The sequence below is a fragment of the Micromonospora sp. C28SCA-DRY-2 genome (genome assembly GCF_030519475.1).
In the GTDB taxonomy this organism is placed as follows: domain Bacteria; phylum Actinomycetota; class Actinomycetes; order Mycobacteriales; family Micromonosporaceae; genus Micromonospora.
This window is the reverse complement of record NZ_JAUMKD010000001.1, coordinates 1,034,974-1,053,750: the sequence shown is the minus strand read 5'-3', so window position 1 is coordinate 1,053,750 and position 18,777 is coordinate 1,034,974. Positions and strand designations below refer to the sequence as shown.

Below are 18,777 nucleotides of genomic sequence, written 5' to 3'. Positions count from 1 at the left end.
CGTGGCCGGCAACCGGTTCCGGTACGGGCAGTGGCGCGGCGGGCCCGACCCGCTGGCGCCCCCGTACGACGTGCGGGCGGCGGTCGACGCGGTGGGCGCGCAGGTGCTGGCCGGCGGCAGCCTGCGGGAGGCGCTGCGCGACCTGCTGCGCCGGGGCCCGCAGGGTCGCGGCGGGCTGGACGACCTGGCGGCACGGGCCCGGCGGCTGCGCCGCGAGGCGCTGCGCCGGGGTGACCTGGACGGGGCGGTGACCCGGTCCCGGGCGCTGCTCGACCAGGCGCTCGCGGCCGAGCGGGACGAGCTGCGCGGCCGGGACGACGACGCGGCGCGCTTCGCCGAGGCGGTGCTGGACAACCTGCCCCGCTCCACCGCCCGGGCGGTGGAGGAGCTGGCCGGCTACGAGTGGGCCAGCGACGAGGCGCGCCGGTCGTACCAGCAGATCCTCGACGGGTTGCGCGACGACGTGCTGGGACAGCGGTTCGCCGGGCTGCGCGACGCGGTACGGGCGTCGGCGGATCCGGCGGCCCAGCAGCGGCTGGCCGAGATGATGCGCGACCTGAACGACCTGCTGGCGCGGCACGCCCGCGCGGAGGACACCACCGACGCGTTCGCCGAGTTCATGCGCCGGCACGGCGACTTCTTCCCGGAACAGCCGAAGGACGTCGACGAGCTGGTGGACGTGCTGGCCCGGCGGGCGGCGGCGGGTGAGCGGCTGATGCGGTCGCTGTCGGACCGGCAGCGCGAGGAGCTGGCCGGGCTGATGCGCCAGTCGCTCGGCGACCGGTTGGCCGGGGAACTGTCCGCGCTGGACGCCCACCTGCGCGCGCTCCGCCCCGACCTGGCCTGGGGGCGCGGCGAGCGGGTCCGCGGCGAGCGACCGCTGGGCTACGGCGAGGCGGCCGGCGCGCTCGGCGAGATCGCCGAGCTGGACGAGCTGCTGGATTCCCTGGACCAGGACTATCCGGGGGCGACCCTGGACGACGTCGACGTCGACGCGGTGGCCCGGACGCTGGGCCGGGACGCGGCCGACGACGTACGCCGGTTGCGGGAGCTGGAGCGGGAGCTGCGCCGGCAGGGCTGGGTGAGCCGCGACGCGGACGGGCTGACCCTGAGCCCGAAGGCGCTGCGGCGGCTCGGCGGCACCGCGCTGCGGCGGGTCTTCGCCGACCTGACCGCCGGGCCCCGCGGCCAGCACGACCTGCGCTCGGCGGGCGCCGCCGGCGAGGTCAGCGGCGGCTCCCGGCCCTGGGAGTACGGCGACGAGCAGCCGCTGGACGTGGTGCGGACGCTGACCCGGGCGGTCCGCCGGGCCGGGCCGGGCGTGCCGGTGCAGCTGGCGGTCGAGGACTTCGAGGTGGTGGAGACCGAGCGGCGGGCCTCGGCGGCGGTGGCGCTCTGCGTCGACCTGTCCTACTCGATGATCTCGCAGGGGCGCTGGGGGCCGATGAAGCAGACAGCGCTGGCCCTGGCGCACCTGATGGCGACCCGGTTCCCGCAGGACGCGCTCCAGATCATCGGGTTCGGCCGGCAGGCGCTGCCGCTGAGCCAGCACGAGCTGGCCGCCGTCGAGCCGGACATGGAGCAGGGCACCAACCTCCAGCACGCGCTGCGGCTGGCCGGCCGGCACCTGCGCCGGCACCCGGACGCCGAGCCGGTGGTGCTGGTGGTCACCGACGGGGAGCCGACCGCGCACCTGGACCCGGACGACGGGGAGGCGCTGTTCCACTGGCCGCCGCTGCCGGAGACCATCGAGGCGACGATCGGCGAGGTCGACCGGCTCACCCGCTACGGCGCCACGCTCAACCTGTTCATGCTCGGCGACGACGACGGGCTGCGGCGCTTCGTCGACGCGGTGGCCCGCCGCTCGCGCGGGCGGATGTTCACCCCGGACCTGGACGACCTGGGCGAGTACGTCGTCTCCGACTATCTGCGCGCCCGCCACGGCCGCCGCTGACCCGCCGCCCGCATCCGTGCGGCGCTGGTCGCGGCCGGCCCGGCGCGGTGGCCGGCGTGGCGGGCAGCCCGGCGCGGTTCCGGGGGTTCGGGCCCTGTGGAGCTGCCCCATCTGTGAGGGCGCCCGGCCATGGCGCCGGCCCGTCGGGGTGCCGGTCGTTCGGGCAGCCACCGCCCGTCGGAGTGCTGCTCGATCAAGCAGCCCTCGCCGGTCGGAGTGCCGCTCGGTCGGGCAGCCCTCGCCGGGCGGGCACCTGCCGCCTCTGATGCCGGCGGGCCCGGTTGTCCCGGGTCGCCGGCCGCCCGGCTGTCGCAGTCGCTGCCCCTGGTCCTACCGGTGGGGCAGCTCGACAGCGTCCCGTCAGTCGTTCCACCGGCCGATCCCGGATCCGGCTGACGGCGCGGGGACCCCGCCTGGCGGTGCCGGGATGCCGGCCGCGCCCACCGCCGACGGCGGCGGCGCCGGGTCCCGTCCGGGTGAACCGACCACCGGAACGCCGGACCGGCCGGCGCGGGCCGGGCTTCACTGAGCGTATGGACAGTGGGGCGTTACGGGACGCGTACGCGCAGGTGCTGGCCGAGGTCGACGCCGGCGGATTCGGACCGCCGCCGGAGGGGCAGCTCAGCGCCGAGCAGATCGTCGCCCACCTGGCCGCCAACGACGAGCTGATGGTCGAGGCGACCGAGGCGGTGCTGGCCGGGGCGCCGTTCGCCTACTACGACCTGGAGACCATCCACCGCCCGCAGGTCGACGCGCTGGTCGCCGAGTGCGGCGGGCTGGACGCCCTGGCCACCCTGCTGCGCGCCACCAGCCAGAAGCTCTGCGCGCTCACCGAGCGGCTCGGCCCGGCGGCGCAGACCCCGGTCGACACCCACCTGCGCGAGGGCTACGACCTCAACGTGGACGAGCCGCTGCCCTGGGGCCGCACCCTCGACCTGCACACCCGGGTGCACCTGCCCAAGCACCTGGCCCAGCTGCGGATGCTCCGCGCCGGCTGACGGAGGCGGCCCCCGCTCGCCGGCCGGGGGCGGGGCGTCGGCCGGTCCGCCGGTCGGCCGGCGTCGGTCAGGCCGGCTCGGGCTGGCGGCGGAAGGCGCGGCGGTACGCCGACGGGGCCACCCCGATCCGCAGGTGCAACTGCTGGCGCAGGGCCGCCGCGGTGCCGAAGCCGCAGCGGCGGGCCACCTGGTCGACGGTGAGGTCGGTGGTCTCCAGCAGTAGCCGGGCGTGGTCGGTGCGCTGCTGGAGCAGCCACTGGGCCGGGCTGAGGCCGGTCTCCGAGCGGAACCGGCGGGTGAAGGTGCGCACGCTCATCCGGGCCTGCTCGGCCAGGTCGCGCAGGGTGACCGGCTCGTGCAGCCGCTGCCGGGCCCACTCCCGGGCGGCGGCGGTGCTGGCGTCGGCGGCCCGGGGCACCGGCCGCTCGATGTACTGGGCCTGACCGCCGTCCCGCCACGGTGGCACCACGCAGCGCCGGGCCGCCCGGTTGGCCACCTCGCTGCCGTGGTCGGTGCGGATCACGTGCAGGCACAGGTCGAGCCCGGCGGCCACCCCGGCCGAGGTGAGCAGCCGGTCGTCGGGGATGAAGAGCACGTCGGGGTCGAGGTCCACCGCCGGGTGCAGCCGGCGGAACCGCTCGGCGTACGCCCAGTGGGTGGTGGCCCGGCGCCCGTCCAGCAGGCCGGCGGCGGCCAGCACGAAGGCCCCGGTGCAGATCGACATGACCCGGGCGCCCCGCTCGTACGCGGCGCGCAGCGCCTCGGCCACCTCCGCGTCGAGGGTGCCGTCGGTCAGCGGCGTCCCGCCGTGAATCCCCGGCACGACCACCGTGTCGGCGGTGGCCAGCAGTTCCAGCCCGTGGTCGGGAAGCACCCGGTAGCCGCCGCTGCTGCGGATCGGCCGGGCGCCCGGGGTGCACACCTGCACGGTGTAGAGCGGCGTCAGGTCGGCGTCGCGGGCGGTGCCGAAGACCTGGGCGGGGGTGCCGAGGTCGAGGCCGACGACGTCGTCGAGGGCGAGCACCGCGATCCGGTGCCGGCGCAGAGTCATGGCCCGATTATTGCGCATGATGGCTTTCCGGCCACTCGTCGGTGCGGGCGTGGATCCCGAGACTCGACACGTGACCCGATCCCGTCGCCTGCACCCGGCCTGGACCGTCGCCGCGGTCGCCTTCGTCGCGCTGGTCGGCGCGGCCGGCTTCCGGGCCGCCCCGTCGGTGCTGCTGCACCCGCTGCACGCCGAGTTCCGCTGGCCGCTGGCCACCATCTCCGCCGCGGTCTCGGTCAACCTGCTGCTCTACGGGCTCACCGCGCCGTTCGCCGCCGCCCTGATGGACCGGTTCGGCATCCGGCGGGTGGTCACCACCGCGCTGCTGCTGGTCGCGGCCGGCAGCGGGCTGACCGTCTTCATGACGGCGAGCTGGCAGCTCATCCTCTGCTGGGGCGTGCTGGTCGGGCTGGGCACCGGGTCGATGGCGCTGGCCTTCGTGGCGACCGTCACCGGACGCTGGTTCGTGCACCGCCGCGGGCTGGTCACCGGGGTGCTCACCGCCGGCGGCGCGACCGGCCAACTGGTCTTCCTCCCGCTGGTCGCCCTCCTCGTCGGCGAGTACGGGTGGCGGTCGGCGGCGCTCGTCGTGGCCGGGGCCGCGCTGGCGGTCGTACCGCTGGTGGTCTGGCTGCTGCGCGAGCACCCGGCGGACCTGGGGCTGCCGGCCTACGGCGCGACCGAGGTGACGCCCCCGGCGCCGCCGGCCGGCGGCGCCGCGGCGCGGGCTCTCGGCGCGCTGGCCCAGGCGGCCCGCACCCGACCGTTCTGGCTGCTGGCCGGCGGCTTCGCGATCTGCGGCGCGACCACCAACGGGCTGGTCGGCACCCACTTCGTGCCGGCCGCGCACGACCACGGCATGCCGCAGACCACGGCGGCCGGGCTGTTGGCGCTGGTCGGGCTCTTCGACATCGTCGGCACCATCGCCTCCGGCTGGCTGACCGACCGGGTGGACCCCCGGCTGCTGCTCGGCGCCTACTACGCGCTGCGCGGCGGCTCGCTGCTGGTGCTGCCCGGGCTCTTCGCGGCCACCGCCGAGCCGAGCATGCTGGTGTTCATCGTCTTCTACGGGCTGGACTGGGTGGCCACGGTGCCACCGACGGTGGCGCTGTGCCGGGAGTACTTCGGCGCCTCCGCGGCGGTCGTCTTCGGCTGGGTGTTCGCCGCGCACCAGGTGGGCGCCGCGCTCGCCGCGACCGGCGCCGGGCTGGTCCGCGACCAGCTCGGTGACTACGCGCTGGCCTGGTTCGCCGCCGGGGCGCTGTCGATCGGCGCGGCCGGGCTGTCGCTGCTGCTGCGGCGCCGCCCGGGCGCCCCGGTCGCGCCGCTGGCCGTGCCGGTCGCGGCGACCGGCCGGCGGGCGTGGAGCTACCGGGGCTGACCGGTCAGGCCACTGTCCACTGCTGCTCGACCGTGCCGGTGCAGGCGGCCTGTTCGACGTCGTCGCCGACCTCGGTGCCGCCGTCGTCCACCTGCCCGCAGCGGCCGCTGTGCACCGCGACCAGCAGCACCGGGCCGGTGCCGGTCGGGGTCAGCCGCCACTGCTGGTTGGCCTGGCCGTGGCAGGGGAACTGGAGCAGCTTGGTGCCGTCGTCGGTGCCGGCCCCCTCGACGTCGAGGCACTGCCCGGTGGCGGCGTTGGTCAGCGTCACCACGTCCGGGCCGGCCGGGTTGACCACCCACTGCTGCTCCGGTCCGCCCGTGCAGACCGCGAGCTGCGCCGGCGCCCGCTCGCCGGTGCCGTCCAGGCCGAGGCAGAGCCCGGACGCGGCGGCCCGGAACACCCGGGGGCCGGCCGTCGGCGCGGCCGGGGTGGTCGGGGCGGCCGTCGGCGGGGCGGCGGGGCTGCTCGGCGCCGGTTCGCTCGCCGCCGGGGCGCTCTCCGGCGCCGCGGACGGCGTGCCGGCCGACGCCGGCACCACCGGCTCGGCATCGCCGCCGCCGAGCACACCGGTGGCGAAGAAGACCCCGAGCAGGACGCCGGCCAGCCCGACGCCGAGCGCCGTGCGCATCAGCGGATCGCGGGGCAGCCCCGGGCGCGACGCGCGCCGGCCGCCGTAGACCGTGCCGGCCGGGTCGTTGCGCTCTTCGGTCATACCGGCATCCTGGCCCACTCCGGCCGCCGGCGGCCAGCCGGCCCCCGCGGGGGTGACCCCGCGGCGCTCAGTCGACGACCCGGACGTCCTTCCAGAAGGCGACCCGGTCGCGGACCAGCTCCGCCTCGGGCTTCGGGTCGGGGTAGTACCAGACGGCGTCGGCGCTTCGCCGGCCGTCGTGCTCCAGGTTGTAGTAGGACGCGGTGCCCTTCCATGGGCAGACGGTGTGGGTCGGCGACTCGCGGATCAGGTCGTCGCGCAGCGCGGACCGGGGGAAGTAGTGGTTGCCCTCCACCAGCACGGTGTCGTCGCTCTCGGCCACGACCAGGTCGTTCCAGACGGCTTTCGGCATGGCTCCCACGCTATGCCGGCGGCCGGCCCGCGGCCACCGCGCGATCCGGCCCTCGGCGCTGAGCGCAACGGCCGGCCGGCGGTCGGCGCGCCGGACCGCCGGCCCCGCGTCAGCGGGCGGGTTCCGGGTCGGTGACGTCGGCGACCGTGGCCGCCAGCAGGTCGAGTGCCCGGTCCGCGTCCACCGCCACGGCCGCCCCGTGCTCGCCGGCGCCGAGGGTGATCTGCCGGCCGCGCAGCCGCTCGTCGGCGACCACCGGCCAGGCGGTGCTGGCGCCGAACGGGGTGATGGTGCCCCGCTCGTAGCCGGTCACCGCCTTCGCCGTGGCCGCGTCGGGCAGGGAGAGCCGGTTGACGTGGAGCAGCGCGCGCAGCTTCGGCCAGGAGATCACCCGGTCGCCGGGGGTGAGCACGAAGAGGTGGTCGTCCGGGCCGCGCCGGACGACGATGGTCTTCACCACGTCCGGTACGGCCACCCCGCGCGCCTGAGCGGCCTCGGCCAGGCTGCGTACCGGCCCGTGCCGGATCACCCGGTAGGGCAGGCCGGTGGCGTCCAGGGCGGCGTACGCGGGAGAGGGCATGCCGGCCACGGTAACCCGGCCGATCCTTCCGGGATGCGAAATGGCCACCGTGGACATCCCACGCCGAAGGCGTCTCGGCGCGTAAAGTGATCTCATGTGCGCGGTCCGTGTGGATCATCATCCGGTCGACCACGAGAGTGCGGTGGCCCAGTTGCGGCGCTCCTACGCCGCGGTGCCCGCCGGTGCGCCGGTCCGGCTCGCCAAACGCACCTCCAACCTGTTCCGCCCGCGATCCGCGCCCCGCATCCCGGGCCTGGACGTCAGCGGCCTGACCGGGGTGCTGGCCGTCGACCCGGCCGCCCGCACCGCCGACGTGCAGGGCATGTGCACGTACGAGGACCTGGTCGACGCGACCCTGCCGCACGGGCTGATGCCACTGGTGGTGCCGCAGCTGCGCACCATCACCCTCGGCGGCGCGGTGACCGGGCTGGGCATCGAGTCCACCTCGTTCCACAACGGCCTGCCGCACGAGTCGGTGCTCGAACTCGACGTGCTCACCGGCGCCGGCGAGATCGTCACCGCCCGGCCCGAGGGCGAGCACGCCGACCTGTTCGCCGCGTTCCCCAACTCGCTGGGCAGCCTCGGCTACGCCACCCGGCTGCGCATCGAACTCCAGCCGGTCCGCCGGCACGTGGCGCTGCGCAACGTGCGGTTCACCCGGTTGGAGGAACTGGTCGACGCGATCGCCGAGGTGAGCGCCACCCGTTCCTTCGGCGGCGTCGAGGTGGACGCGATGGACGGGGTGATGTTCAGCCCGGGCGAGGCGTACCTGGTGCTGGGCACGTTCACCGCCGACGCGGGCGAGGTCAGCGACTACACCGGGCAGGACATCTACTACCGCTCGCTGCGCCGGCGCACCCGGGACGCGCTGACCGCGTACGACTATCTGTGGCGCTGGGACACCGACTGGTTCTGGTGTTCGGCGGCCTTCGGGGTGCAGCACCCGGTGGTCCGCCGGATCTGGCCGGCGCGGTGGCGGCGCAGCGACGTCTACCACCGGCTGGTGCGGCTGGAGCACCGGCACGGGGTGGCCGCCCGGATCGACCGGCTGCGGGGCCTGCCCGCCCGCGAGCGGGTGGTGCAGGACGTGGAGATCCCGCTGGACCGGACGGCGGAGTTCCTGCGCTGGTTCGCCCGCACCGTCGGGATGAGCCCGGTCTGGCTCTGCCCGCTGCGGCTGCGCGAGCCGACCGGCCCCGGATCGGCCCGGGCCTGGCCGCTGTATCCCCTGCGGCCCGGGCAGGACTACGTCAACATCGGATTCTGGGGGAGCGTGCCGATCACGGAGGGCGCCGCCGACGGCGACGTCAACCGGTCGATCGAGCGCGAGGTGTCGGAGCTGGGCGGGCACAAGTCGCTCTACTCCGACGCGTACTACGACCGGGCGTCCTTCGACCGGCTCTACGGGGGCGAGACCTGGCGCGCGGTGAAGGACCGTTACGACCCGGATCACCGGCTGACCGGACTGTACGAGAAGGCGGTTGCACGACAATGAGCCTGACCGATCGAGACCAGGGAGCGGCGAGCACTCCCGCCACCCCGCCGGCGGGGGGCCGGCGGATCGGCCCGACAGTGGCCGACGTGATCCGCGCGGTGACCACCGGCCCGCTGCCGGTGCGGGTCACCGCTTACGACGGCAGCGCGCTCGGCCCGACCGACGCCGGGATCACCCTGGCCGTCCGCTCCGAGCGAGGGCTGTCCTACCTGCTCACCGCCCCGGGTGACCTGGGCATGGCGCGCGCCTACGTCAGCGGGGACCTGGCGTTGGAGGGGGTGCACCCGGGCGACCCGTACGAGGCGCTGCGGGTGCTCAAGGACGAGATGCGCCTGCGGGTGCCGTCGCTGACCGAGGGGCTGAGCCTGGTCCGCCGGCTGGGCTGGGAACGGCTGCTGCCGCCACCCCCGCCGCCGCAGGAGGCGCTGCCGCGGTGGAAGCGGGTGGTGAACGGGCTGCGCCACTCCCGTACCCGGGACAGCAACGCGATCTCCCACCACTACGACGTGTCGAACGCCTTCTACGAGAAGGTGCTCGGCCCCTCGATGACGTACACCTGCGCGCTGTTCCGCAGCCCGGACGACACCCTGGAGCAGGCCCAGGCGGCCAAGTACGACCTGGTCGCCGGCAAGCTGGCGCTCAAGCCGGGGATGCGGCTGCTCGACGTGGGGTGCGGCTGGGGCGGCATGGTCCGGCACGCGGCCCGCGAGTACGGCGTGAAGGCGCTCGGTGTGACGCTGTCCCGGGCCCAGGCGCAGTGGGCCCAGGCAGCGATCGAGCGGGAGGGGCTGACCGAGCTGGCCGAGGTGCGCCACCTCGACTACCGGGACGTGCCGCCGCAGCAGTTCGACGCCGTCTCCTCGATCGGGCTGACCGAACACATCGGGGTGCGCAACTACCCGGCCTACTTCGGCTTCCTGCGCGACCGGCTGCGGCCGGGCGCGCGCCTGCTGAACCACTGCATCACCCGCGCGGACAACCACGCCCCGCACCGGTCGGGCGCGTTCATCGACCGGTACGTCTTCCCCGACGGTGAGCTGGCCGGCCCCGGCCGGCTGATCAGCGAGCTGCACGACGTGGGGCTGGAGGTGCACCACGAGGAGAACCTGCGCCAGCACTACGCGCTGACGCTGGCCGGCTGGTGCCGCAACCTGGTGGCGCACTGGGACTTCTGCGTGGGCGAGGTGGGGGTGGGCACGGCCCGGGTCTGGGGGCTCTACATGGCCGGTTCCCGCCTGGCGTTCGAGCGCAACGGCATCCAGCTGCACCAGGTGCTGGCCACCCGCAACGGGCCGGACGGGTCGAACAGCTACCCGTTGCGCCCGGACTGGCTGCCCTGAGCACCCACACCGCCTCCGGCGGGTGGCGCAGGTCGCGGACGAAGACCAAGGTCCTGCCCGCCCGCTGACGAAAGGCCGCGCCGATCGCGCGGCCTTTCGTCGAACCCATTGACAAAGAAGTTTTGTACGTACAAACTGATTTTGCCATGAGAGAAGTCCTGTACCTGGAGCAGATCGAGCAGGCCGAAGCCCTGCTCAAGCCGCAGCGCGTCGAGGTGCTGCGGCAGTTGGCCGAGCCTCGCACCTGCACCGAGGTCGCGACCCGGCTGGAGCAGACGCCGCAGCGCGTCTACTACCACGTCAAGCAACTGGTGGCGGCCGGCCTGGTCGAGCGGGTCAGCGAGCGCCGGGTCCGCGGCATCACCGAGGGCATCTACCAGGCGGCCGCCCGGTCGTACTGGCTCTCGCCCCGGCTGGTCGGCCGGATCGGTCTGCGCCGGGCGCGGGACGAGCTGAGCCTGGGCTACCTGCTCGACCTGATGGAGGAGGTCCAGGCCGACATCGCCGGGCTCGACCGCGCCGCCCCCGAACTCCCCTCGGTCGGGGTGTCCGGCGAGATCCGGGTGCCGGCGGCGCAACGACAGCAGTTCCTGCACGACCTGCAGACCGCCCTGCAGGGCCTTTTCACCCGCTACGGGGGCGCCGAGGGAGACGCCTTCAAGCTCGCCGTGGCCTGCTACCCGAAGGGGAACGACCGTGAGTGAACCGATGAAGCTGCACGCCCGCCTGGCCGCGCCGGTGGAGACCGTCCGCCGCGCCCTGACCGACCCCGCCGAGCTGCGCGTCTGGCTGGCCGAGCACGCCGAGGTCGACCTCCCGGGCCGGTACGAGTTCTGGGGCCGGTTCACCCCGGAGGGCGACGCCCCGCACCAGCGGCTGCTGCACGTCGACGACGACACCCTCCGCTTCGCCTGGCTGCTCGACGGGGTGGAGACCACCACCGAGTTCGCGCTGCGTGCCGAGGGCCCGGAGACGACGGTCCTCACGCTGACCCAGAGCCACTTCGACGTCAACGAGATGATGAGCGGCAGCAGCATCCGGGGCGTGCTGCAGACGTTCTGGAGCCTGTCCATCGCCAACCTGGCCGCCCACGTGGAGGGTGCGCCGCTGGTGCCCAAGGTCGACTTCACCTCCGCGGAACTGCGCGGCGAGTTGCTCATCGACGCGCCGATGGCCAGGGTGTACGAGTCGCTGACCGACTCCGAGCAGGCCAGCGCCTGGTTCGGCTATCCGATCGGCATCGAGCCCTGGGTCGGCGGCCGCTACGCGATGGGCGGCTTCGACGCCGGCTACGCGGCCAAGGTGATCGACCTGGAGCCCGGCCGGAAGATGTCGGTGGACTGGGGCCCGACCGGCGTGACCACCTGGGAGCTGGCCGAGTCGGCCGGGAAGACCAAGTTGACCTTCGTGCAGAGCGGCTTCGACGAGACCAACCCGCCGTACGCGGCCTGGGCGGGGTCGCTGTCGGGCCTGGCCGAGCTGCGCCGCTTCCACGAGGTGGCGGGCTGGCAGCCGATCTGGCTGCCGGCGGAGATCCCCGGCATGGAGCCCCAGCCGGCCGACGCCGGCTGAGCCGCCGCCATCGCACCAGAAGTGCCCGACCGCCGGACCGGCGGTCGGGCACTTTTGGTGTTGTCGGTACCCAACCCACCCCTGGTCGCCGTAGACCTCCCGACCTGCGGCATAGCACTCGAAGATCGCTGACGGTCGGATCAGTGAAGATGGCTCCGGTTTCCCCCGAACATGGGACAATTTCACCATAGGGTGCCAATCGATCCCGAGTGCCGGAGGTTCCGACACCACGTCGCTCCGGCACGCGGTGCCTTCGCGTGCCCGCGTCCCGTGACGGACGCGCATTCTGTGTCGTCGGTCGCGGGCTGGGATCCCCGTCTAGGAGGAAACAGCAATGATCATGCGACGTACTCGACTGTGGACGGTGGCGGTGGCGGCCAGCGCGGCCGTCGCCGCCACCGCCCTGGGTACCGCGGCCATGGGCGACGGCCGGGACGACTCCGGCGACAAGCGTGAGTCGCACGACCAGCGGGACTCCCGCGACTCGTGGGACTGGAGCGACTCACGCGGCAAGGAGGTGGTCCGGGCGAAGCTCAGCGGCTACGAGGAAGACCCGCTGACCATCTCCACGCCCGGCTTCGGCCGGTTCGTGGCGCACATCGACGAACGCAACAAGGAAATCAAGTACCAGCTGACCTACGACGAGCTCAACGACGTCCAGCAGGCGCACATCCACTTCGGGGGCCGGCACCAGAGCGGCGGGATCGCCGCCTTCCTCTGCTCCAACCTGAAGGACGCCAAGGGCGGGGCGGCGAAGCACGTCCCGGACTGCCCCAAGTCCCCGGCCAAGGTCGAGGGGACCATCAAGCCCGAGGACGTCGTCGGCCCCGCCGAGCAGGGCATCGAGCCGGGCGAGTTCGACGAGCTCGTCGACGCGATCGAGGCCGGCGTGACCTACGTCAACGTGCACACCAAGAAGTACCCGAACGGTGAAATCCGGGGCCAGATCAAGAGCGACGAGGACCGGAAGAAGGACGACGACCGGAAGAAGGACCACGAGTCCTGGGGCTGGGACGCCAGCGACGAGGGCCGGGACCGGGACCACAAGGACTCGGACTGGAGCCGGGACGAGCGGGACGAGGACCGGGACCACGGCAAGGGCGACGAGTCGGGTCGCGACGAGGACCGGGACCACGGCAAGGGCGACGAGTCGGGTCGCGACGAGAAGCGGGACCACGACAAGGGTGGCGACCATTGGGACGGGTGGATGAACTCCGAGGGGTGACCCTGCCGACCCGCGAACCCTGAACGCCCGTCCCGGCATCCCGGGGCGGGCGTTCGGCCGCGCGGACCGGTGATCGTCCGCTGCCCGGCGGGTCACCGAGGACCGGATCGGCCTGCCGCGCAACAGACGATCATGGTCGTGGGGGTGTGTCGGGTGCCTCGGGGTGGGTAGTGGCGGGGGATGTTCCTCATCTTCGGGCTGCGCACCAAGGTCACCCGATCGGGCGTCGTGCAGCAGGTCTGCCGCAACTGCGGGAACCACGCGGCACAGGTGATCACCCGCCGGTCGACGAAGTTCAGCCTGTTCTTCATCCCGATCATCCCGATCCGCACCCGCTACCTCCAGCAGTGCTCGTACTGCGGGGCCCACTACGAGGTCCCCAAGGCCGAGGCCCGGCGCCTTCCGGTCGGCTGAGCGTCGGCGATGGTCCGGTTCCTCTGCTGGCTGATCGGCCGGTGCCCGGAGGCCCCCGCGCACTCCCTCTCCCGGCCGCCCTGCACCCCCGGCCGTCGGCGGCGCCGGCGTGAGCGCCGTCCGCTGGCCGGCACCGCGCTGCCCCGTTCCCCCTGGAACCGCTCGGCCGGCCGGTGACCGGCCGCGTGTGATCTTCGACCCGGCGCGGATCTCGCCCCCGGCCACGGCAACTAGGCTGAGACGGCCGTCCGAACGGGGGAATCGTGCGCAACCATCCGGCCGTCGTGCTGGTCGCCGTCCTGCTGTCCACGCTCTCGTTGCCGGTGTCGCTGACCGGCGCCTCGGTCGCCCTGCCGGACATCGGTCGCGACCTCGACGCCGGGCTGGCCGGGGTGCAGTGGGTGGTGAACGGCTACAACGCCACCTTCGCCAGCTTCATGCTCGCCAGCGGCGCGCTCGCCGACCTGCTCGGCCGGCGTCGGGTCTTCGCCACCGGCGTCGGGATCTTCGCCGGCGCGGGGCTGCTCGCCGCGGTCGCCGACGACATCGTGCTGCTCGACGGCCTCCGCGCGCTCGCCGGCATCGGCGCGGCGGCCGCCGCCACCAGCGCGTCGGCGATCCTCGCCGGCACCTTCCACGGCCGGGCCCGGGCCCGCGCGTTCAGCGTCTTCGGCACGGCGATCGGCGTCGGCCTGGCGTTCGGCCCGTCCATCGCCGGGTTGCTCATCGACGCGTTCGGCTGGCGGTCGGTCTTCGCCGCGCCGGCGCTGGCCGGTCTGGTGGTGCTGGCCCTGGTGCCGCTGCTGCCCGAGTCCCGGCAGCCGGAGGGCGGGCGGATTGACTGGCCGGGCACCGGGTCGTTCACCGCCGCGCTGCTGCTGCTCATCTTCGGCTTCGTGCAGGGTCCGGAGCACGGCTGGGGCGATCCCGTCATCGTCGCCGCGTTCGCCGCCGCGCTGGCGCTGCTGGTGGTCTTCGTCCGGGTCGAGCGGGGCCGTGCCGAGCCGATGTTCGACCTGGCGCTGCTGGCCAGCCCCCGGTTCCTCGGCATCTGCCTGGCGGCGGCCACCATCGTCGCCGTGCTGGTGCCGCTGCTGGTCTACCTGCCGTCGTACCTGACCGCGGTGGTCGGGCTCAGCCCCGCCGCGGCCGGCGCGACGCTGATCCTGCTCACCGCGCCGACGCTGGTCCTGCCGCTGCTCAGCGGGGTGCTGACCCGACTGGTGCCGGCCCCGGCGGTGATCGTCGCGTCGGTCGCTGTGGTGGCCGTCGGCGCGGCCTGGGCCACTGTGCTCGGCCCGGACAGCGATCCCGGCGCGCTGGCCGGGCCGCTGCTCACCATCGGCGTCGGGGTGGGGCTCTCCATGGGGCTGCTCGACGCGCTGGCGATCGGCAGCGTGGCGCCGGCCCGGGCGGCCACCGGCGCCGGAATGATCAACACCGCCCGGCTGGCCAGCGAGACGGTCGCCATCGCGGTGGTCGGGGCGGTGGTCGCCAGCACCACGGCCGGCCGGCTCGCGGACCCGGGGTTCACCGGTGGGCTGCGCGTCGTGCTCTGGTCGATGGCCGGGGTCGCGCTGGTGGCGGCCGCGCTCGTCGCCGTGCTGGTGCGGCGGGGCGTGCCGGCGCCGGTGCCGGTCACCGCCGACAGCCGCTGACCCCGGTCGCGGCGCGCGTGGCGCGGAGCCGGTCCGGGCCTATCCTGGGCGGATCATGACGAGCAGCGAGCAGCGACTGGCGGCGATCCGTGGCGGGGTGCCGGCCCGGCGGCACAACGCCCGCACCATCGCCGCGCTGACCGGCAACCCGGGTTGCACCCGGCGGGCCGTCCTCGACGGCGCCGGGGTGGACAAGCCGAAGCTGGCCGAGCGGATCGGCTTCCCGGCCCGGTTCGGGCAGTCCCGGTTCGCCATCACCCGGGGCAACGCGTTCGAGGCGCAGCTCAAGGCGGACGGCGGCGTGGAGCTGCTGCGGCTGGTGGCGGAGCGGCTGGGCGTGCCGCCCGGCGACCGGGCCGACTGGACCGACCTCGGCGCCGACGACCTGGCGGACCGGCAGCGGCGCTCCCGGGAGGTGCTCGCCGCCGCCGTACCGGCCGGGCCGGACGAGCCGGCCGCGCTCTTCGACCACCCGCTGCTCGGCCTGGACGTCGCCGGCCGGCGGGTGTACCTGGAGCCGGACCTGGTCGCGGCCCGGCTCGCCGGCCGGTTCCACGTCGTGGAGATCAAGTCGTTCCCGGTGATCGACGGGCAGGCCGACCCGGGCAAGGTGGCCGCCGCGGCGATCCAGTCCGCCGTCTACGTGCTGGCGCTGCGCGAGCTGCTCACCGCCGAGGGGCACGACCCGGAGCTGGTGTCGCACGACGTGGTGCTGGTCTGCCCGCGCGACTTCGCCAACCAGCCGGTGGCGAGCCTGCTCGACGTGCGCAAGCAGCTGCTGGTGCTGCGCCGTCAACTGGACCGGATGGCCCGGATCGACGCGCTGCTGGCGGCCGTGCCCGAGGACTTCACCGCCGACCTGACCGCCGAGCCGGCGACGCTGGCCGCCGCGCTGTCCACCGTGGAGGCCCGTTACGCGCCGGACTGCCTGGCCGCCTGCGAGCTGGCGTACTTCTGCCGGCACGAGGCCCGGGAGCAGACCGCCGCGCTGGGCCGGCCGGTGCGCGAGGCGCTCGGCGGCGTGCCGACGGTGCCGGAGGTGCTGGCGCTCGCCACCGGCGAGCGGACCCCCGAGCCGGAGCAGGCGGAGGCCGCCGCGCTGTTGCGCGCCGCCGCCCGGTTGCGCGCCGAGGCCCTCGGGCTGCCGGCATGAGTACGCTGCGCGCGCTGGCCCGGGCGCAGGCGCTCGCCGCCGGGGTGGCGCAGCCGGTGGCCACCGTACGGCACCTGCACCTGTCGCCACGGCCGCTGGTGCTGGTGCCGCTGGCGATGGCCGGCGAGGCGAACGCCCCGCTGGCGATGCTGGTCGGCGCGGCGCCGGACGAGACGCGGCTGCTGATCGTGCCGCAGCCCCGCAACCGCGACCAGCGCTTCGCGTTCGCCGCCGAGCTGGCGGCGGTGCTGCTGCCGTACCTGGACGGGCACCGGGGGGCCACCGAGGCGGTGGCGGTGGACCGGGGCCGGGACGTCCGCCACCGCTACGTCGACGCGCCGCAGCTGCTGGTGCCGAACCCGGCCGGGATCACCTTCCTGCGGCTGCTCGGCCGCGCCACCCGGTTCCGCCGGACCGACGGCGAGCATCCGGTGCACCCGTCGGTGCCGCTGCTGGGTCGCTGGCTGACCTTCTTCGCCGAGCGCGCCGAGCATCCGGGCTCGTCGGCGCTGGTGGCGATGACCGACGCGCTGACCCTGCACTGGGCGACCGGGCAGAGCGCGGTGGAGGACCTGCACCTGCCGGCGCTGCTCGGCTGGATCGACCCGCCGGCCGGGCACACCGGCGCCGAGGCGGCGGCCCTGGCCGAGGACCCGGCGCGCTGCCCGCCGGCCGGGCCGGCCACCGATCCCGAGTTCGACAACCGGTGGCTCGCCCCGGCGATCGCCGCGTACGCCGCCGCCGAGGCGGATCCGGCGGCCCGCGCGGCCGCGTACGCCGAGCTGGAACGGCTGCTGCGCGACCAGCTCGCGCCCACCTGGGAGCTGATGTGGCGCGGCGTGGGGTTGCTGCGCGCGCTGCCGCCCGGCGCCCGGGTCGAGGGCCGGTGGGCCGGCGACCGGGACGCGTTCACCGGCTACGCGGAGCACCTCGACGCGGGCGGCGGCCCGCAGCCCCGGCGCGACGGCGCGGTGGCGGCGGCCCAGCGGCTGCACCGGCTGGAGCGGGCGCTGACCTCCTGCGCCGTGCAGCGCGCCTACGACGACCCGCTGGTGATGGCCGAGCACCGGCTGGCCGGTGAGGCGTTCGTCGGCGAGGTGACGCTGGCCGACCCGAAGCGGGTGGACGACAGCGGCAAGCGGCCGGTGCTGCGGCCCCGGATCCAGCTGGTCACCACCGAGCCGGTGCTGGTGCCGGTCGGCGCGGTGCTGTACTCGCCGACCCGGCCGGCGCAGAAGGCCCGGGTGGTGTTCGTGACCCCGGCCGCCGACGGCAAGACCGAGGTGGTGCTGGAGCTCTCCGGCGGGATGGGCCGCGGCCTGGCGGCGGCGCCCGGCAGCGTGCCGGAGGCGGGGGAGCGGCTCTGCTACACCACCCTCTCGGAGGCCTTCCTGCCGCCCGCCACCTTCCCCACCGCCGAGGAAACCCCCCGGTGCCCGTCCAGGCGGCCACCCACCACCCCCCGACCCCAGTTGCGATCATGAGGTTGACCGGCGGTCTCGGTCTCCGTTGCTGCCGCCAACCTCGCGTCCTGGCGTGGCGGGGGTGGGGTGGTGAGGCAGGGTAGTCGTTGGATTCAGAATTGCGTTTGCGGTGACGGGCGCCGCTACCGGCCACTTTCGAGGACGGCCGGTGTCGCGTCGAAGTGACCGGCGTGGCCGGCATCCGGCTGGACCTCGAGCTCGGCGCCGGGGATGCGCGCCGCGAGCCACCGGCCGTGCGCGGCGGGCACGGCCTGGTCGAGCGCGCCGTGCCACACCCGCACCGGTCGCGACACGGTCGCCGGGTCGAAGCCCCACGGCAGCCCGAAGAGGGCGTGCACGTCGTCGACCCAGCCGTCGAGGCCCGGCCGGACGGCCTCGGCGAACGCGGCCCTGACCATGGCGTTGATCTCCGGCCTAGCGAGCACGGCCTGGTCGTTGGCGGGCAACAGCGCCGGCCCGCCATGGTCCACAGCAGCGAGGTGCGCCTCGACGGCCGCCCGGCCCTGTAGGGCTGCGGCCGCGCTGCGGCGATTGCCGTCGGCCATGCCGGCCGTCCACTCGAGGCCGGCGGCGTCGCGGGGCGCCAGGCTCGCCAGCACCGCCACCCGGACGACCCGCTCCGGGTACCGGGCGGCGTACGCCAGCGCGTGTGGCCCGCCCCCAGATACCCCGACGACCGAAAGCCGGTCCAGATCGAGCGCGTCGACGATGGCCGCGATGTCGTCGGCACCGTCAGCGACCCGACGGCCCGGTCTCGGTGTCGAGCGACCGAACCCTGGCCGGTCGTAGGTGACGAGCCGTACGCCGAGCCGCTCGAAAAGCGCCGGGTCGGGATACCGCGCCAGGCGGCTCATCGGACTACCGCACACCGACAGCACCGGTGCTCCGTCGGGAACGCCCCACTCCTCGACCGCCAGGATCCGTCCGTCCCCCGTGTGAACCTCATGCACGACCACCACGGTAGGCCGCCGACCTGCTGATGATCAATCTGCTGTCAGCTAACACGACGAGACCGACGTCAAGGCTGCCGTTGTCACCGGGTTCGTTGCCGACCGCCCGGTGCGGTCAGCCCACCGGCCGAGTGCCCGCACCACCGCGTCGAGTTCGTACCCCCGACTGGTGTGCTATGGACCGTCGCGCCGGCGGGCAGCGGGCGCCGGCGCTGGTGCGGGACGCCGAAGCCTCCAACTCGCTGGGACGCCGGGCGAGCACGTCCGTTCCGGTTCCGGGCAGATCCACGCGACGCGTGCCGATGGCCGTCCGGCTCTGGCGGGGCGGCTGAGCGCGTGGCTACGCTTTCCGGGTTTGCCGGGCCGGTCCTCGCCGTCGAGGGTGCGCACGAGAGAGAGCCGGAGCGATCGGATCGCGACAGCACGTCGAGCAGGCCGCCGGGGGCGTCCCCGCGCCG

At 74.8% G+C, this 18,777-nt stretch carries 17 protein-coding genes; 12 read left to right on the top strand and 5 right to left on the bottom strand.

Going from position 1 to position 18,777, the window contains the following annotated elements; translation table 11 throughout:
* Position 1: 1 nt before the first annotated feature.
* Together Q3W71_RS04860 and Q3W71_RS04855 are read left to right on the top strand one after the other, a co-directional pair.
* The gene (locus Q3W71_RS04860; RefSeq protein WP_302918058.1) at positions 2-1,954 is read left to right on the top strand and encodes a VWA domain-containing protein; all 1,953 of its coding nucleotides are present in this window, start codon (positions 2-4) and stop codon (positions 1,952-1,954) included.
* Between the two features lie 533 nt (positions 1,955-2,487).
* The gene (locus Q3W71_RS04855) at positions 2,488-2,952 is read left to right on the top strand and encodes a hypothetical protein (RefSeq protein WP_302918057.1); all 465 of its coding nucleotides are present in this window, start codon (positions 2,488-2,490) and stop codon (positions 2,950-2,952) included.
* 67 nt (positions 2,953-3,019) lie between these two features.
* Here Q3W71_RS04855 and Q3W71_RS04850 read toward each other — a convergent pair whose 3' ends face one another.
* Positions 3,020-4,021, bottom strand: a complete 1,002-nt coding sequence (locus Q3W71_RS04850) for a GlxA family transcriptional regulator (protein ID WP_302918056.1) — start codon at positions 4,019-4,021, stop codon at positions 3,020-3,022.
* A 52-nt stretch (positions 4,022-4,073) separates the two neighbouring features.
* Here Q3W71_RS04850 and Q3W71_RS04845 point away from each other — a divergent pair, with 52 nt between their 5' ends.
* Positions 4,074-5,381 carry an MFS transporter gene (locus Q3W71_RS04845; RefSeq protein WP_302918055.1) on the top strand — a complete coding sequence of 436 codons (1,308 nt, stop codon included), beginning with the start codon at positions 4,074-4,076 and terminating at the stop codon, positions 5,379-5,381.
* Positions 5,382-5,385: 4 nt separating this feature from the next.
* On the opposite strand, the gene Q3W71_RS04840 is transcribed toward Q3W71_RS04845, so the two are convergent.
* The 3 genes from Q3W71_RS04840 to Q3W71_RS04830 all read right to left on the bottom strand — a co-directional run bounded on the left by Q3W71_RS04840 (position 5,386) and on the right by Q3W71_RS04830 (position 7,028).
* Positions 5,386-6,096: an RICIN domain-containing protein gene (locus Q3W71_RS04840; RefSeq protein ID WP_302918054.1), complete on the bottom strand. Its 711-nt coding sequence runs from the start codon at positions 6,094-6,096 to the stop codon at positions 5,386-5,388.
* A gap of 67 nt (positions 6,097-6,163) precedes the next feature.
* Complete coding sequence (locus Q3W71_RS04835) at positions 6,164-6,448, bottom strand: DUF427 domain-containing protein (RefSeq protein ID WP_302918053.1); 285 nt, start codon at positions 6,446-6,448, stop codon at positions 6,164-6,166.
* Between the two features lie 109 nt (positions 6,449-6,557).
* Positions 6,558-7,028 (bottom strand): aminoacyl-tRNA deacylase, encoded by a 471-nt coding sequence (locus tag Q3W71_RS04830; protein ID WP_302918052.1) that lies wholly within the window; start codon positions 7,026-7,028, stop codon positions 6,558-6,560.
* Between the two features lie 94 nt (positions 7,029-7,122).
* On the opposite strand from Q3W71_RS04830, the gene Q3W71_RS04825 reads away from it, so the two are divergent.
* The 9 genes from Q3W71_RS04825 (at position 7,123) to Q3W71_RS04785 (ending at position 17,369) form a co-directional block, all read left to right on the top strand.
* Complete coding sequence (locus Q3W71_RS04825) at positions 7,123-8,523, top strand: FAD-binding oxidoreductase (protein WP_302918051.1); 1,401 nt, start codon at positions 7,123-7,125, stop codon at positions 8,521-8,523.
* Entirely contained in the window at positions 8,520-9,863 is a 1,344-nt protein-coding gene (locus tag Q3W71_RS04820) for a class I SAM-dependent methyltransferase (protein ID WP_302918050.1), read from the top strand. The genes Q3W71_RS04825 and Q3W71_RS04820 overlap by 4 nt, the downstream gene beginning before the upstream one ends.
* 146 nt (positions 9,864-10,009) lie before the next feature.
* Positions 10,010-10,567, top strand: coding sequence for a helix-turn-helix domain-containing protein (locus Q3W71_RS04815; RefSeq protein WP_302918049.1), 558 nt, complete (start codon positions 10,010-10,012; stop codon positions 10,565-10,567).
* Positions 10,560-11,435 (top strand): SRPBCC family protein, encoded by an 876-nt coding sequence (locus tag Q3W71_RS04810; protein WP_302918048.1) that lies wholly within the window; start codon positions 10,560-10,562, stop codon positions 11,433-11,435. The genes Q3W71_RS04815 and Q3W71_RS04810 overlap by 8 nt, the downstream gene beginning before the upstream one ends.
* A gap of 334 nt (positions 11,436-11,769) precedes the next feature.
* Positions 11,770-12,660, top strand: a complete 891-nt coding sequence (locus Q3W71_RS04805; RefSeq protein ID WP_302918047.1) for a CHRD domain-containing protein — start codon at positions 11,770-11,772, stop codon at positions 12,658-12,660.
* Positions 12,661-12,840: 180 nt separating this feature from the next.
* Positions 12,841-13,074 carry a zinc-ribbon domain-containing protein gene (locus tag Q3W71_RS04800; RefSeq protein WP_302918046.1) on the top strand — a complete coding sequence of 78 codons (234 nt, stop codon included), beginning with the start codon at positions 12,841-12,843 and terminating at the stop codon, positions 13,072-13,074.
* 263 nt (positions 13,075-13,337) lie between these two features.
* Positions 13,338-14,732 carry an MFS transporter gene (locus tag Q3W71_RS04795; RefSeq protein ID WP_302918045.1) on the top strand — a complete coding sequence of 465 codons (1,395 nt, stop codon included), beginning with the start codon at positions 13,338-13,340 and terminating at the stop codon, positions 14,730-14,732.
* 55 nt (positions 14,733-14,787) lie between these two features.
* The gene (locus Q3W71_RS04790) at positions 14,788-15,885 is read left to right on the top strand and encodes a hypothetical protein (protein WP_302918044.1); all 1,098 of its coding nucleotides are present in this window, start codon (positions 14,788-14,790) and stop codon (positions 15,883-15,885) included.
* Positions 15,882-17,369 (top strand): hypothetical protein, encoded by a 1,488-nt coding sequence (locus tag Q3W71_RS04785; protein WP_302918043.1) that lies wholly within the window; start codon positions 15,882-15,884, stop codon positions 17,367-17,369. The genes Q3W71_RS04790 and Q3W71_RS04785 overlap by 4 nt, the downstream gene beginning before the upstream one ends.
* Before the next feature lie 122 nt (positions 17,370-17,491).
* Here Q3W71_RS04785 and Q3W71_RS04780 read toward each other — a convergent pair whose 3' ends face one another.
* A complete protein-coding gene (locus Q3W71_RS04780; protein ID WP_302918042.1) occupies positions 17,492-18,328 on the bottom strand; it encodes an alpha/beta fold hydrolase in 837 nt (278 codons plus the stop codon).
* Between the last annotated feature and the right edge of the window lie 449 nt (positions 18,329-18,777).

Excerpts from the sequence above, each read along its gene's own strand:
- Q3W71_RS04855 (WP_302918057.1), top strand. The coding sequence starts at position 2,488 with ATGGACAGTGGGGCGTTACGGGACGCGTACGCGCAGGTGCTGGCCGAG.
- Q3W71_RS04850 (WP_302918056.1), bottom strand. The coding sequence starts at position 4,021 with ATGCGCAATAATCGGGCCATGACTCTGCGCCGGCACCGGATCGCGGTG.
- Q3W71_RS04840 (WP_302918054.1), bottom strand. The coding sequence starts at position 6,096 with ATGACCGAAGAGCGCAACGACCCGGCCGGCACGGTCTACGGCGGCCGG.
- Q3W71_RS04835 (WP_302918053.1), bottom strand. The coding sequence starts at position 6,448 with ATGCCGAAAGCCGTCTGGAACGACCTGGTCGTGGCCGAGAGCGACGAC.
- Q3W71_RS04830 (WP_302918052.1), bottom strand. The coding sequence starts at position 7,028 with ATGCCCTCTCCCGCGTACGCCGCCCTGGACGCCACCGGCCTGCCCTAC.
- Q3W71_RS04825 (WP_302918051.1), top strand. The coding sequence starts at position 7,123 with ATGTGCGCGGTCCGTGTGGATCATCATCCGGTCGACCACGAGAGTGCG.
- Q3W71_RS04820 (WP_302918050.1), top strand. The coding sequence starts at position 8,520 with ATGAGCCTGACCGATCGAGACCAGGGAGCGGCGAGCACTCCCGCCACC.
- Q3W71_RS04815 (WP_302918049.1), top strand. The coding sequence starts at position 10,010 with ATGAGAGAAGTCCTGTACCTGGAGCAGATCGAGCAGGCCGAAGCCCTG.
- Q3W71_RS04805 (WP_302918047.1), top strand. The coding sequence starts at position 11,770 with ATGATCATGCGACGTACTCGACTGTGGACGGTGGCGGTGGCGGCCAGC.
- Q3W71_RS04800 (WP_302918046.1), top strand. The coding sequence starts at position 12,841 with ATGTTCCTCATCTTCGGGCTGCGCACCAAGGTCACCCGATCGGGCGTC.
- Q3W71_RS04790 (WP_302918044.1), top strand. The coding sequence starts at position 14,788 with ATGACGAGCAGCGAGCAGCGACTGGCGGCGATCCGTGGCGGGGTGCCG.
- Q3W71_RS04785 (WP_302918043.1), top strand. The coding sequence starts at position 15,882 with ATGAGTACGCTGCGCGCGCTGGCCCGGGCGCAGGCGCTCGCCGCCGGG.